This window comes from Winogradskyella ouciana, from assembly GCF_009709615.1.
In the GTDB taxonomy this organism is placed as follows: Bacteria; Bacteroidota; Bacteroidia; order Flavobacteriales; family Flavobacteriaceae; genus Winogradskyella; species Winogradskyella ouciana.
In genome coordinates this window covers 275,519-290,775 of the sequence record NZ_WJYA01000002.1, presented here as the reverse complement: position 1 = coordinate 290,775, position 15,257 = coordinate 275,519, and the positions used below count along the sequence as shown (strand labels likewise).

At 34.9% G+C, this 15,257-nt stretch carries 12 protein-coding genes; 5 read left to right on the top strand and 7 right to left on the bottom strand.

The annotated features are described in order from the left end of the window. The first annotated feature begins 32 nt into the window (after positions 1–32). Positions 33–2,033: an alpha-ketoacid dehydrogenase subunit alpha/beta gene (locus F1003_RS02095; protein ID WP_155087543.1), complete on the top strand. Its 2,001-nt coding sequence runs from the start codon at positions 33–35 to the stop codon at positions 2,031–2,033. Between the two features lie 142 nt (positions 2,034–2,175). Beyond that, on the top strand, positions 2,176–2,655 hold the full coding sequence (locus F1003_RS02090; RefSeq protein WP_155087542.1) for an Hsp20/alpha crystallin family protein: 480 nt from the start codon (positions 2,176–2,178) through the stop codon (positions 2,653–2,655). 75 nt (positions 2,656–2,730) lie between these two features. On the opposite strand, the gene F1003_RS02085 is transcribed toward F1003_RS02090, so the two are convergent. Continuing rightward, positions 2,731–4,023 (bottom strand): dipeptidase, encoded by a 1,293-nt coding sequence (locus F1003_RS02085; RefSeq protein WP_155087541.1) that lies wholly within the window; start codon positions 4,021–4,023, stop codon positions 2,731–2,733. 434 nt (positions 4,024–4,457) lie between these two features. Here F1003_RS02085 and F1003_RS02080 point away from each other — a divergent pair, with 434 nt between their 5' ends. Then, on the top strand, positions 4,458–4,868 hold the full coding sequence (locus F1003_RS02080) for a 3D domain-containing protein (RefSeq protein ID WP_155087540.1): 411 nt from the start codon (positions 4,458–4,460) through the stop codon (positions 4,866–4,868). On the opposite strand, the gene F1003_RS02075 is transcribed toward F1003_RS02080, so the two are convergent. Further along, positions 4,865–5,431 carry an ExbD/TolR family protein gene (locus tag F1003_RS02075; RefSeq protein ID WP_155087539.1) on the bottom strand — a complete coding sequence of 189 codons (567 nt, stop codon included), beginning with the start codon at positions 5,429–5,431 and terminating at the stop codon, positions 4,865–4,867. The genes F1003_RS02080 and F1003_RS02075 overlap by 4 nt on opposite strands. Before the next feature lie 139 nt (positions 5,432–5,570). On the opposite strand from F1003_RS02075, the gene F1003_RS02070 reads away from it, so the two are divergent. Together F1003_RS02070 and F1003_RS02065 are read left to right on the top strand one after the other, a co-directional pair. Next, positions 5,571–7,079: a DEAD/DEAH box helicase gene (locus F1003_RS02070; RefSeq protein ID WP_155087699.1), complete on the top strand. Its 1,509-nt coding sequence runs from the start codon at positions 5,571–5,573 to the stop codon at positions 7,077–7,079. A gap of 149 nt (positions 7,080–7,228) precedes the next feature. Further along, complete coding sequence (locus F1003_RS02065; protein ID WP_155087538.1) at positions 7,229–7,936, top strand: hypothetical protein; 708 nt, start codon at positions 7,229–7,231, stop codon at positions 7,934–7,936. On the opposite strand, the gene F1003_RS02060 is transcribed toward F1003_RS02065, so the two are convergent. From F1003_RS02060 to F1003_RS02040, 5 genes are all read right to left on the bottom strand, one after another. Then, the gene (locus tag F1003_RS02060; protein WP_368732347.1) at positions 7,926–8,486 is read right to left on the bottom strand and encodes a pseudouridine synthase; all 561 of its coding nucleotides are present in this window, start codon (positions 8,484–8,486) and stop codon (positions 7,926–7,928) included. The genes F1003_RS02065 and F1003_RS02060 overlap by 11 nt on opposite strands. Beyond that, the gene (locus F1003_RS02055; RefSeq protein WP_155087536.1) at positions 8,486–9,295 is read right to left on the bottom strand and encodes a DUF1853 family protein; all 810 of its coding nucleotides are present in this window, start codon (positions 9,293–9,295) and stop codon (positions 8,486–8,488) included. Before F1003_RS02055 ends, F1003_RS02060 begins: the two co-directional genes overlap by 1 nt. A 23-nt stretch (positions 9,296–9,318) precedes the next feature. Then, on the bottom strand, positions 9,319–9,765 hold the full coding sequence (locus F1003_RS02050) for a hypothetical protein (RefSeq protein WP_155087535.1): 447 nt from the start codon (positions 9,763–9,765) through the stop codon (positions 9,319–9,321). Positions 9,766–9,768: 3 nt separating this feature from the next. Next, the gene (gene hpf / locus F1003_RS02045) at positions 9,769–10,071 is read right to left on the bottom strand and encodes a ribosome hibernation-promoting factor, HPF/YfiA family (protein WP_155087534.1); all 303 of its coding nucleotides are present in this window, start codon (positions 10,069–10,071) and stop codon (positions 9,769–9,771) included. Between the two features lie 156 nt (positions 10,072–10,227). After that, positions 10,228–15,162, bottom strand: coding sequence for a DUF8693 domain-containing protein (locus F1003_RS02040; RefSeq protein ID WP_155087533.1), 4,935 nt, complete (start codon positions 15,160–15,162; stop codon positions 10,228–10,230). Between the last annotated feature and the right edge of the window lie 95 nt (positions 15,163–15,257).

Sequence of the window (15,257 nt, the reverse complement as noted above, 5' to 3'; positions counted from 1 at the left end):
TTACATTTGATGCAATACTTGAACTAACAATTATGCCCACAATAACCAAAAGCAATATAGACTACGATAAACGTAATTTGAGCGATAAAGCACTCTTGAAGCTTTATTACAATATGCTTAAACCTCGATTAATAGAGGAAAAAATGTTGATCCTATTGCGTCAGGGAAAAATATCCAAATGGTTTTCGGGTATTGGGCAAGAAGCTATTTCTGTGGGTGTAACCATGGCGTTAAAACCGAGCGAGTACATTTTACCGATGCACAGAAATCTTGGTGTTTTTACAACACGTGAGATTCCGTTGCATCGTTTGTTTTGCCAGTGGCAAGGCAAAGCGAGTGGCTTTACCAAGGGGAGGGATCGATCGTTCCATTTTGGGACGCAAGACTATAATATCGTTGGAATGATTTCGCATTTAGGCCCACAACTAGGTGTTGCAGATGGAATAGCTTTAGCAAATCTTTTAAAGAAAAATGGACAAGTAACAGCTGTATTTACTGGAGAAGGAGGTACAAGTGAAGGGGATTTTCATGAAGCGTTGAACGTAGCATCAGTCTGGCAATTACCAGTCATTTTCTGCATTGAGAACAATGGTTATGGACTTTCTACACCAACAAACGAACAATACCACTGTAAGCATTTAGCCGATAGAGGTAAGGGATATGGCATGGATTCTTTCATTCTAGATGGTAATAATATTATCGAAACTTATTCTAAGGTTAAAAAATTAGCAGAAAGCATAAGAAAACGACCTAGGCCAATCTTAATTGAATTCAAAACTTTTAGGCGTCGCGGACATGAAGAGGCTAGTGGTACAAAGTATGTGCCGCAAGAATTGATGAGCGAATGGGAAGCTAAAGATCCTATTGAAAATTTCAGAAGCTATCTGTTCAGTAAAAAGATTTTGTCTGCTGAGATCGAAGACCAATATACTTCAGAAATTAAGGCAGAAATTGATGCTGCCTTAGACTCTGCTTATGCTGAAGAGAACATTATTCCGAATGAAACTATTGAATTAAATGACGTATATAAACAATTTGAATATCAAGATATTAAACCTAATTCAAATGTAAAGGAATTACGTTTAATTGATGCTATTTCCGAAGGGTTGAGACAATCCATGGAAAAGCATAAAGACTTGGTCATTATGGGACAGGACATTGCCGAATATGGTGGTGTTTTTAAGATTACTGAAGGCTTTGTTGAACAGTTTGGAAAAGGCCGTGTTCGTAATACTCCCATTTGCGAATCTGCCATTGTAGAAGTCGGTATGGGATTATCCATTGCTGGAATGAAATCTGTTGTTGAAATGCAATTTTCGGATTTTGTAACCTCTGGATTTAACCCAATTGTGAATTATTTAGCAAAATCGCATTACAGATGGGAACAAAATGCGGATGTTGTTGTACGAATGCCATGTGGAGCAGGAGTAGCAGCAGGACCGTTCCATTCACAAACCAACGAAGCTTGGTTTACCAAAACACCAGGTTTAAAAGTGGTGTATCCAGCGTTTCCTTATGATGCCAAAGGGTTGTTGGCTACGGCTATAAATGATCCAAATCCTGTGTTATTCTTTGAGCACAAGGCTTTATACAGAAGTATAAGGCAAGACGTACCAACGGATTACTTCACTTTACCATTTGGACAAGCAGCATTATTAACGGAAGGAGAATCCGTTTCTATTATAACTTATGGTGCTGGTGTACATTGGGCTTTAGAAGTTTTAGAAAACAATTCTGATATCTCTGCAGATTTAATCGATTTAAGAACATTACAACCTTTGGATAAGGAAGCTATAATAAATTCCGTAAAAAAGACAGGTAAAGCCATTATACTACAAGAAGACTCCTTATTTGGTGGTATTGCCAGTGATATTTCTGCCATGCTTATGGAAGAGTGTTTTGAACACCTAGATGCACCTGTAAAACGTGTAGCGAGTATGGAAACGCCAATTCCTTTTATTGGGCAGTTGGAGGATCAGTACTTAGCAAAGGGCAAGTTTGAAAGTGCTTTAAGGGATTTATTGAGTTATTAGAAATTCATCATATACATCTGTTAACAAGTAAGTTAACTGAAAAAATGTCAGTTTTTATGAAATTTTTTCAGTCTTTTTTGAATGGCATTTATTTTGCATTTAATAGAGTGAAATAAATGTTTAATTTAAAATTTTAAAACTTATGAGTAATTTAGTTAAAACTTCTAACAATGGTAGTGACTCAAATACAAGTTTAGGTTTTAGATCCCTACCGAGCTTATCATCTTGGATGGATGATATTTTCAACAAGAGTTTTGGGAACGAATTTGTTTCAAATTTTAATACTGGTATTACATTACCAGCGGTTAATGTATTAGATAATGATGACGAATATATTGTGGAAATGGCTGTTCCAGGCTTAAAAAAGTCTGATTTTGATGTCAACATAGACAACCAATTATTATCCATTTCTGCTGAGTCAAATACAGAAAATGAGGATACCAATGAAAACTACACGAGACGTGAATTTGGTTACTCATCGTTTAAGCGTACGTTCTCATTGCCTGAAACTGTTGAAACAGATAAGATTGAAGCCAAATACGAAGAAGGTATTTTAAAGGTAATGTTACCTAAACGTGATGAAGCCAAAAAGAAACCTTTAAAACAAATAAAGATTTCTTAATTTTTGAGATCACTGTTAATAAAACAAGCCAGCAAACGCTGGCTTTTGTTTTTTAAAGTACTGAAATAAGTTATTCTATTGCTTGAATTTTTTAGCCACAGCCTCACACTCATCCAAAACACGTAATAGATTACCACTCCACAATTGTTCTATTTGTTCTTCTGTATAACCACGTTTTACCAGTTCTAAAGTTACATTAAAGGTTTCTGAGGCGTCGCTCCAACCTTCAATGCCGCCACCACCATCAAAATCACTACTGATACCTACATGATCAATCCCAATTTTCTCTACTAAATAATCAATGTGATCTACAAAATCTCCGACATCGACTGCAGGAGGGAGGTCAGGCATGGATTTAGCTTTTTCTCTTACAATACTTCTCATGGTTACATAATTGTTATAATAAGCCTCTCGCTCAACTTCAGGCAATTTTCTTGCTTCGCTACGTTCAATCAATGGTGTGCCTAAAGAATCCATTACTTTCGCTTCAACCGCTTTAAGGGCTTCATTATGTGCTTCATACTTTTCGGTATTGAGGTAAGATTTAAAGGCGACCGTTTGTACAACTCCACCATTTTCTTTTAACCAGCCCAATTGCTCATCATCCAAGTTTCTGCTGTGATTGCACAATGCTCTCGCGGAAGAGTGGGAGGCAATTATTGGAGCTTTACTTAATTCCACCATTTGTCGCATCGCCTCTTTTGAAGGATGTGATACATCTATCATCATACCTACACGATTCATTTCTGCTACGACTCTTTTTCCCATATCGCTTAATCCGTTGTGCAACCATTCATCATCCTTTTCACCAGTGTTGCTGTCACAAAGTTGGCTATGACCATTATGCGACAAGGACATATAACGTGCACCAAGATTATAGAATTTTTCAACGTTATTAATGTCTAAACCAACAGGGTAGCCGTTTTCAATACCAATCATGGCTACTTTTTTACCTTTGGCATTAATACGCCTAACATCATCTGAAGTCAAGGCCAATTCAATTTCATTGGGCGCAATCTCATCAACGAGTTTGTGAATCGCATTAAATTTAGACATTGCGTTATTATAAGCTTTTTCAAAACCAGCTTTGGTAAGAGAATCTTGACCAGTATAAACAATAAACCAAGCGACATCCAATCCACCTTCTTTCATCTTTGGGAGATTTACCTGATTATCTAATCGTTGGGAATAGTTTAAAGAATCAGTGAAGTTTTTTACGTTGATATCGCAGTGTGTATCTAGTGTTATCACACGTTCATGTATATCTTTAGCATTAGCAATGAGTTGTTCTTTTTCTGAGACTTCAGACTTGCAGTTGGTAAAGCAAATTGATAGTATAAAAATAAAAGGGAGTAGTTTGGTTTTCATGTGAGTTAGTTTTCAATAAAAATAGCCAAAAACAAAGAAACCAACACATTTACTGTATTGGTTTCTTTATTTAAACTCAATTGGACGATTAATCCAATTCATAATTTAATGGTTTCTAAGTCATCATCTAAACTGTTAGATGTATTGACAATTTTAGATAAACTTCTCATAATTGATTTGATTTAGATGCTGAAACAAGTTCAGCGCTGATTGATGAATTACGTTATTATCTATAACGTCTTTTACTGTTCCAATTGAAACTTTTAGTTTCCGTTGATGTACTTGATAATTGATTGCTGTTTAAAGTTCTCATGATTTCTCGTTTTTTAATTGATTTCTACTTAATAGACGACCCATAAATTAAAATGTTACAGTACTTTGCATAACAAGGTAATGATTTAACAAATTTTAACTATAAAGCGTATATTTATTGAATGGGAAAGCGATTGTACCCTTTACTATTAATTGTGTTTTTAGTTTGTTGTAAAAACGAAGTAGAGGAGAAGTGCGTTTTTAATTCGTTTGAAGTTACGGCGACTGCATATAATTCCTTGGCATACCAAACCAATTCTAATCCTAATATTACCGCATTTGGTGACAGCCTTAAGCCAGGTCTTAGATATATTGCTGTGTCTAGAGATTTATTGGATTCTGGTCTGGTGCATAACACCGTTGTAAAAATTGAAGGCTTCGATAGTTTGTTTCTTGTAAAAGATAAAATGAACAGACGTTGGCGAAAACGCATCGATATTTATATGGGAGTGGATGTAAAAAAAGCAAGAAATTGGGGCAAAAGAAAGGTAAACATAGAATATTGCATTCCCATACAAGATTCAATCCATTAATCGCGTTTTAACATCACTTCAGAAACAATAAACGGATAGGCTTTTTTCACCATTTTGAATTCTGCATCGGTAATCTGCTCAGGTGTTTTATTAAACTTTTCCTTAATGTACCGTTTTCTTAAATCGTAAAAAGCTTTGCTTATTTCGTCCTGTACAGAGATAAACAAATGGTACTTTGTTAAGGCATCATGACTCAAGGAAATTACAGCTTCAGTCGGATGTTCTGATGACTCGGCTAATTTGTTTCCTTCGCAATAATCACAATTTGATAAACCATTATTATCTACAAATGCTTTTACCAATTCTTGAATTTCATCAAGATTAACAACATTCTCATTGATAAAAATTTCCTGATTACTGTTAAGGTAAATCCTAAGCAAATTTCTCTCGCGAATAACGTCCGAGCAGTTACCCGTTGGGCAGTCATCTGGTGGCAATTGTCTTAAAATGCCCTTGTCTGCTGAGATGGTCGTGGTTACCAAAAAGAAAATGAGTAACAAAAAGGCAATGTCTGCCATGGATCCTGCGTTGACCGTCGCAGAATGTCTTCGAAATGATTTCATAATATAAAATATTTAAAATGTTAATGTTTTCTTAAGCACAATAACAGTACCAATCTTGTTAAAGGTTATTAACAATTCATTCCAAAAACCCTTACAATATGCTATTTTTGCAAAATTAACCTTGGAGGGAGATATTTTTATGTCAACAGAAACGATAAACGAAACTATAACAGAAAAGAGACTGTACGATTACCAAATCAAAGACCTGAATCGCATTTTTGATGTGATGGAAGAAGAGTCTGATGATTTTAATCTACTCTACCAATTACCAACTGGTGGTGGTAAGACGGTTATTTTTTCTGAAATCGTTAGACGTTATATAGAGACGCATAAAAAGAAGGTGGTCATTCTTACCCATAGAATTGAACTGTGCAAACAAACTTCTAATGTGCTTTCTGGTTTCAAGGTTAAGAATAAAGTGATTAACAGCAAGGTTAAGACCTTACCAGACCAAGACGAGTACCAATGCTTCGTCGCCATGGTCGAGACCTTAAACAATCGACTTTCAGACAAGGATTTTGAATTAAAGAATGTAGGTTTAGTTATTATTGATGAAGCCCATTACAATTCATTCAGAAAACTATTTAAGTTCTTTGAAAACTGTTTTATTCTTGGAGTTACAGCTACACCTCTGAGTAGTAATATAAAGTTACCAATGAAAGACAATTACGATAAGCTAATTGTTGGTGACGATATTTCTACATTAATAAAAAACGGGTTTTTGGCGAATGCAGATGTTTATCATTACGATGTGGGCTTAACCACATTAAAGATTGGCATTAATGGTGATTATACCGTAAAATCTTCGGAGGCATTATACACCAATAGTTTAATGCAGACCAAACTACTTGCGGCTTATGAGGAATTGGCCAAAGGAAAGAAAACCTTAATCTTTAACAATGGTATTTACACTTCTAAGGAAGTTTACTACACGTTTAAAAAAGCGGGATATAATGTTCGCCATTTAGATAACACAGCTGGTAAGCAAGAGCGAAAAGATATTTTAAAATGGTTTAAGCATACACCTGATGCTGTGTTGACTTCCGTTAGTATTTTAACCACAGGTTTTGATGAGCCTTCTGTTGAGTCCATTATCCTAAATAGAGCGACACGTTCATTGACCTTGTATTTTCAGATGATTGGTCGTGGAAGTAGAATTTATAAGGATAGAACGACGTTTCAGGTTATAGATTTAGGAAATAACATAGCTCGTTTTGGACCTTGGAGCCAACCCGTGGATTGGAAACATATTTTTAAATATCCTGATTTATATTTAGAGAATATTGTTGATGATGAAGACTTAGAGCGTGATTTTGTTTACGTAATGCCAGACAGTCTAAAAGAGAAGTTTAAAAACTCAGAATCCCTAGATTTTGATGTGAAAGCTGAATATAAAGAGGTCATAGGTTCTGGTAAAAAGTCCTTTACGGTTATAGAACGCTCTATTGAGCAGCACTCAAAAATCTGTATTGAAAATAGTGAAGATGTCTTTGATGCTCGAGATTTAACCAAACATCTTCAGGATGAAATAGCATACCGTATAAAGCAATACTGTTACTGTATAATGAACAGTACTCAGAATTATAAAGATTGGTTGTTTGAGGAGTATAACCGTAAACTCCGTATAAGTTTCAACGGTAAGTTTTAACGTTTTTTTGTAAGGAATTACAGTTTTATACGTTTATTTTGAAGTAGGTATGGTTTTTGTACCACAAGTTTACAAACATAAACTCGTCTAATATACAAGTGAGACCTATTAAACTCATATTACTCTTTTTCTGCATATTATGCGGCAGTATGTCTTTTTCTCAAGAAAAGGAAAAGGCAAAAGAAGTTAAGGACAAGGAAAACAAATCTATTCGTATTCCGGCTGAACCTTCTAAGATAAAGAAAGATTCCATACCAGTTAAGATAAAGGTAGCTCCAAAGCTCGATAAGGAAGAAGACAAGTCTAGTGGTGAGTCTGAAGAAAAAAAGAAATTCATTTTTAAGGAATCTGAAAAACCGTTTTCAATGACCGAACAAGATGGTCTTAAGGATCCAGGTGAGATTTTTGAAAAGCGCTGGAGTAAGGACTTAGAAAAGGGTGGCGTCATAAAAACTATGTCTGATCAGTTTCTTGGTGAGCACCGCGTAGATACCAAATTTGTGAATATTGTTTGTAGAGATCACGAATATCCTGATGGTGACCGTGTAAGAATATATATTAATGGCTACATTGTTCAAAATAATTTATTGCTAAGAAGTGATTATAGACGTGTAGAGGTTAATTTGTCAGAAGGTAAAAATACCATTGAAATTGAAGCTTTAAACCAAGGAGAATCTGGTCCTAACACTGCTGAATTTATTGTTTATGATGATAAAGGAAAAGTTATTTCTTCTAAAGAATGGAACTTACTCACAGGCGTTAAGGCCATTATAGTTTTTCACAACGAAAAAGTAACTATTGAAGAAAAAACTTCTGAAGAGGACAAGAGTAGTGGAGACCAAGCGTCTAACAACTAATTTCTATAACTTCGGCTGGTTTCATAGTCTCTAATTTATAATCACCAATACGTACTCGTACCAAACGCAGCGTAGGGTATCCCAGTTTTGCAGTCATTTTTCTGACTTGTCTAAACTTTCCTTCTGTCAACGTAATACTCAACCAAGATGTAGGTCCATGTTTACTGTCTCTAACAAAGCGCTCAACGATATGTGAGGTGTCATTCAATAATTTGGCTTTGCAATTTTTTGTGAGGTACGGTTTTCCATTCACTGAAATTTCTAAACCTTTTGTCAACTTGTCAATAGTGTTTTGAGTGATTACACCATCAACCAGAACGTGGTATTCTTTTTCAATTTTAGAGCTTGTGATATGGTTGCTGAATTTACCATCTGTGGTAAGCAGCAATAAGCCTTCCGATTTTTCGTCTAATCTGCCAACAGCCATAATACCTTCGGGAAACTCATACAGTTCGTTCAGTAGCTTTTTATTTCTTCTTTTGTTCTGATTGTTTACAAATTGGCTTAAATAGCCATAAGGTTTATATATTTTGAAGCAACTATGTTTCACTACCACCAAGTTATAAAACATTTATGGATTTCATCTTTGTTATGTCGTATCCAAACCATCGGAGAACGCTTTTGGTTGATGTGTTGTTCAATTTCTATTTGAGCTTGTTCGTAATTCACCCAATCCACATCGATATGAGGAACAACTAACCAATCCAACTTTTCAGGAATATAAAATGTTAATCTTGAAAAACTTCTTAATGTGTTGTATGGAAAATAATATCCATTAACGCAATTAGTATTCAGTGGTTTTATAGGAATGCTTCTTTTATTGTATGGTAAAAAGAGCTGGGCTTTAAAATAGATTAGTTGATTAAGGTCATCAACCTTAAGCCCATAATCCTCTATATAAGCTTTTGTATTTGGGTTATAGAGCAATGGAAATTGTTTATTCTCTAACTTGTTCAATTTATAAACTAGTGAATCTTTTCGGTTTGGACCAATCCAATAGGAGACCGGTTTATCATAATCACCCAATGTATCATAGAGATAAAATTTATAGGCAATTTCTAAATGTATGGGTTGGTTGTTAAAATGAAATAAGGCGTCTATTTCTCCAGTAGTTGCCTTACCGTTTTGTATTTGAATGTTCTCGGCAATCCAATTGACATTAGGATGCTGTTTTAACTGGTCAAAAGTAAATTCCTCAACTAGTTTTCCTAAACGTATATTTTCTTTAAATAGAGATTCTCCAATAGTGGTACGCTCTAAGTTAAAGTGTAGTTGCTTATATGGAAAAAGAAAAGACTCTTTCCAAAGGAGAGGAGTCTTGCTAAATCCTTGATAACGCAATAATGTTTCTTGTTTCATTATGCGCTAAATATAATATTAAATCAAACGAATTTATCGTCATCTGTTGTTTTACTAATTGTAGGATCTTCTGTATGGAAGGTTTTTTCCAATCCTGCACTATCTACATCAAAATATTTTAGGACTTCTGTTACGGTTTTCATGTAACTGGTTTTGTCTCCATTAACTATAAAGGCACCACTAAGTGCTTTTGGATTGTTTTCTATAACATTAACGTAGCCAGATTGATCTAGATCCGACTGTTCTGATATATTTTCAACTTGCGAAAAATCTACAATATCTTTTGCATCAATACTGGCATTCTCTATCAATTCGTGCCATTGTGTAGTGCTTGGCATTGTTTTAGAAATATCCTTAAGAAGTATGTCTTTATCGCTAGACTTTAGATAACCTGGTATTTGTTTACCAAAGTCAGATACACTAGCATAAATGCAATTAATTTGATTTTTATCTCTACTTATCACTCCCATAATTTAATAGGTTTTCATTTTTTCTTTTCTTTTTTTCAACTGTCTAATGAGTTCATCTACAGTTTCTGATATGGCATCAGTAAAATTGTCATGAGATGATTCTGCGAATAGGCGAGGACCTGGTGCGCTTAGCCTTATACTGCATTTTTTTCCGGTTTCATCACTGCTTGTGTTCTCTGTTCTAAAAAACACATCTGCTCTAATGACAAAATCATAACGTTCTTTAATGACGTCCAATTTTTCCTTTGTAAATGCTTCTAATCTATCACTAGACTCTACATCATGATATTCATATATAATTTCCATCTTATCTTTTTTGAGGTTTACTCAAATTTAAATATTTAAATAAAATGCTTTTAGCTTATTTCAAAAGATGATTAACTTATATGAATCTAAAATGATACCAAATAGAAAAGCACGACTATAGTGTCGTGCTTTTTGAAATTAAAATATTCTATTACATTAGTTAACAACCAGTTTCTGTACTCTTTTTCTGTTTTTATTTGATGTAATTTCAATAATATATACTCCACTTGTTAGATGTTCTACATTAATCACTTGCTTAGTACTTGCAGAATTTAAAGAGTTATTTAATATCATACGGCCATTAATATCATACAGTCTAAAACCTGTCTTTGTTTCTAACTGACCATCAATAACAATGGTCTTATTGCTTTGGTTGGTGAATATCTCTAGAGCATCTAAAGGAGTCTCATAAATATTTAAAGCGTCTCCTTCAAACCTTAGATAAAACCTACCAATACCATTTAAAGCTGTATCTGAAGTGAAACTATAACTACTGTCATTTAACAAAGTATAGGTGTTATTAACGGTGTCTTCTAAATATACATTGATGGAAGGGTCTAAATCAGTTTCTCCAATATTAATGGTTATATTCTGTCCCTGACTAGCGTTTAAACCAAGTGGAATAGTAACATCATTTATTGCATTACTTTCTAATGCCTGTATTGCTAGAGCAACACCTGAATCTCCTTCAACCAAATGAGAGTAAATTGACAATGCAGGTACACTATTATTAAAGAATGACGCATCATAACCTGGATCTAGCCCAAGGGACGCATTGTCATTAAAATAGAAATCTGTACTGTAATGTGATGATGTATTAAAATTTGCTGTTAACCTTAAATAACCATGATGAGCGGATGAAGACTCTCGTCCTTGTATAAAATCGTCAGTATTTCCAGACGTTCTCATTGCAGGTGTAAAAGTTATTGTGCCTCCGCCAGATTTACTTTTTATAAAGAATCCTTGTCCTGGAGCTATCAAATTACCTGTGGTAGCATTATTTAATATGGTCCAACCATCTGATGCATTACCGTCATATCCATAAATAGCTTTATACGAAGCGACATCCAATTCATCACCATTAAGTGCAAAGAAGGTATCAAAATCTATATACGAAGGATATGGGTTTCCAACTAAATTCCAGCCGTCAAATGAAGATCCAGATGCTGTTATAGGCACATTGACAATTCCTGTTTCTATTTCTCCGGTAAAGGTGAATGTATTACCATAAGTTCCATCCTCAGTACTATCCCTTGCTGCTCTATAACCAATACCAGATGTTAGATCTGTACTTGAATTGACCGAAACTGAATATATCTCATAATTACCAGCTGCTTCATTAAATGGACCATATAATTTTTGGTCAGGATTGCTTGGATTTTCAAAAATATTTGGATTGTCCGCAGCGAAATTACCAAAGTTTTCATTTTTCAATGGAGGCGATATTAAATCGTTCCCTGTGGATCCGTTAAAGGCATTGATATATCTCTTATAATTGATAGTTCCAGTTGTTGTTCCTGTAACTATTAAACTAGAATATTTGGTAGATATAGAATTTAAAGTCACATCTCCGTCGATAGTTAAATTTCCATTAACTGTTAAACTGCCACCTTCTAAAATCTGAATGCTTCCTGTTGAAGAGACTGTATAATCACCATTGATAGTCATACTTTCATCAACACCTACAATTAGATTACTGCAATCATCAGGAGCTGTAAACAATACACCATTACTTCTATAAAGTGTGTTATAACCATCCGTGAATTCTGCCGTAACCTCTACACCATTGCTATCAGAATCTAACCCTGACAATGTTATAGTCTGTGGACTTGCAGTTATTGGAAAAGATTGACCATTTACAATTAAAGACCCTGTTGCCGGTGGATTGGTATAGGTTACGATTAATTCTTGTGAATATGAATTATCAGCGGCATCACAAGGTGTTTGTTGACCAACGACTATATTATCTATTGAAGTAGGGTTATTAAACGGTTTAAATTGAACCAAAGATGCTTTTGGTTCTGTGTTTATGTCTGCATCATCACTTGACTGTGTACTGCCACCTCTTCCTCTTAAGTGAATACGATATAAATCATGAATTCCATCACTATATAATTGTAGCCGTATTGCTTCAGCATATATTGGGATTTGGTTTTCATCTCCCCATTCATAAATAGCTGTGTTGATGAAATTCTGACCAGTATCATTATTTATCCAACCTCCTTGACCTTCTTCAATTGTAATCCAATCACCATCTCTCAAGTAACTTACTCTCCACATAGTATAGGGTTGTGGTTGATTTGTATAAGAACCGCCAAATGTTATGTAATTCACAAATTTTGGCTCTGGCCAGTCAACCTGCCAATAAAATCCATTTTCAGCATCTACTGTTCCTAAATTATTACCTGACCCATTATATGGAATTCCATATTCAGCAAAACTTGAGGTAACTTTGTATTCCATAGCCAGTGGATCGTAAAGGATATCCAACGGTGTGCCTCGGCCTTCACCGGGAGCAACATATCCACTTAACTCTGCAGAAGGCAGTAGCGCTAAATTAATTAACGGATTTGGATTATTAACTGTATCCATGCTGTCTCCATCAAGCTGGTTAATCCATTGCTCTATAAGATCTACGGCTGGTTGGTCTATAATAGTTTTTGATATTGGTGGCATCATTACAGCCACATCTACACTATTCATTCTGTGATGTAATATAGATTTAGAGGCATCACCAGGAAATACTATTTCTTCGTTAGGATCTATACCTAAGGGCGTTAAAATACCACTTGTTAATAACTCAGTAGACTCGAGGTTATTAAAAGATCTTAGATCGAAATTTGTTCTAATACTGTTATCGCGTCTATGGCAATAGGCACAGTTTAAGTCCATATAGGACCTTGCTTTCTCATCTAAAGTAGCGTTTGAATCTTGCAGGGATTTGTTTGTAAAAATATTTGGGGTGTCAGAATCTACAATGGATTCATCAATAACACCTATATGACTCAATGTTACCAATTGATTTGCGGTAAGACCGGTTTCATCATAAGTATAATCGGTATTTAAGTATCTTGATTTTAGACCAAGTACACCGTTATTCGCATGATTATGACAATTTATACAGTCTGAGTTTGAAGGAAAATGCCAAGTTTGTGTTCTTGTTCCTCCAGTAGTAGTTGCAATGTCAACAGGCTCATCTAAACTTGAGGCTTGTAGATAAGCTTCGGTTTCATCATCATTCCAATTGTAAGTTAAAAAGTATAGTTCACCAACTTCATCAACAACAGACACCCTTGTTTCTATTTTCCTTGTGACTGAAGGATCGTTATCATCTATTTGTAAATCGAAATGCTTAACTATTACAGTACCTGGTGGGAATTCCCAGTCACTATATTCAGAATACTTGATTTGTTCGTTAGGCCCACTATGTATTCCGTCATTATTAGGAACAGCAATCCATCGTTTTTTTAAAGCTCCGTCAGACCAGAAAGATTCATAGAGTTCGTAAGGCACATAACCATCAATGACATCTAGTGTTGCTAAATCAGAAAAAATACCTGTTTGCGAAAGTGTTTGTGGCGGTGGGCCATAATCTAAATCATCATCAATAAGTTTATAGATATTTGTGGCAAAGCCTAGTCTTAATATAAAAAGTTCACCTTCGTCATCTTCACCAAAAGAAATAATATCTTCGGGTAAGAATGTTCCAATTTGCTCATAATCACCAGAACCTACATCTACAGAAAATATTTCATCACCTCCTCCGTAATCAGCACAAATATATTTTCCAAATAATTCAGGGATGCCAGTTCCTCTGTAAACATATCCGCCAGTTATTGAGTTTACTATATCATGACCAAAATCAACTAATGGTCCTTGATGATCCATTCCATTGAACAGGTCTGAATAACAGCCAGGCCCAGTAATATCACCTTCATAGAGTGGCCATCCAAAATTTGAGTTTACACCAAGTACATTTATTTCTTCACGATTATTTAAACCTACATCGCCAATATAAAAAGTACCAGTTTGACTATCTTTTGTCATCCTAAAAGGATTTCTTAGGCCAATACTATAGTACTCTTCAAAGAAATCACCAGGTGCATAAACATCATTTGGGTTTGAAGTCGTTAAATTAGGTTGCCCATATATATTGCTTGTAGAACCAGGTGTAGTATCAGAGAAAGGATTTGTATTTGGTATCCAATATTCAACACCAGTTATTTCACCAGGGTAACCAGCATCATTAGGCTTAGTTCTTATTGGTGGGTGGCTTTTTGTTGGGTCTTTATCTACATCTAGTCTCAAAACTCCACCAGCGAGATTATTTATAATATCCTGGGATCTTTTCCATGAAGCCATATCACCAGTAGTGAGATATAGGAATCCGTCATCACCAAAATCCATGCCGCCACCATAGTGTGTTGTGCCATACATTCTGTTTTTTAATAGTGTGGTTCTGGAGTTATTGACAAAAGTCATCGTAGTAGGATTTACTTCGAATCGTTCTAGAATTAAATAGTTGCCTTCATATTCATTATCACTGTAAGAACAACCTTGACTGGTGTATCCACCAAAAGGTGGGGAATCCTGACCATTTCCATTCTTAGTTGCATAATAGATATAAAAATAGTTTTGAGGATTTACAGCCGCATCAAAATCTGGATGTATGGTCAACCCTAAAAATCCACCATCTGACACTAAACCAACTTCAGCAGAAAGATCGAGCAACAGATTTTTGTTCATTGTACTTTCATCATTCTCAAACCAATATATGATACCATTGAGTTGTCCTAATACAATTTTGTCTTGATTAGGGACCATTCTAAAGGTTATTGGGTAGAAAAACGTAAGGTTGGGAAATGCAACTCTATAGGTTGCATCTAAGTCTGTATCTATTGCTTGCGGAAACACTCCATTAGAGTATGGCGCAATAGCTTTTGCTGATGATAAACCTGAGCCAGTAAAATAAGGCAGGTAACCAAACAGCAAAAGAGAAAAAAAGATTACAAAAGTTAATTTTAATCGTTTTGATTTGGGTTTTATAAAAAAGCTTATAACTCCAATAGGTTTTTTGGAAAAGTAATTCATTAGATGTATTAATTAATAGCAGTACTAAAGTAATCTTATTATGAATAACTAATCAAACAAATCGATAAAGGTTAATTAAAAACGTTGACTGTAAT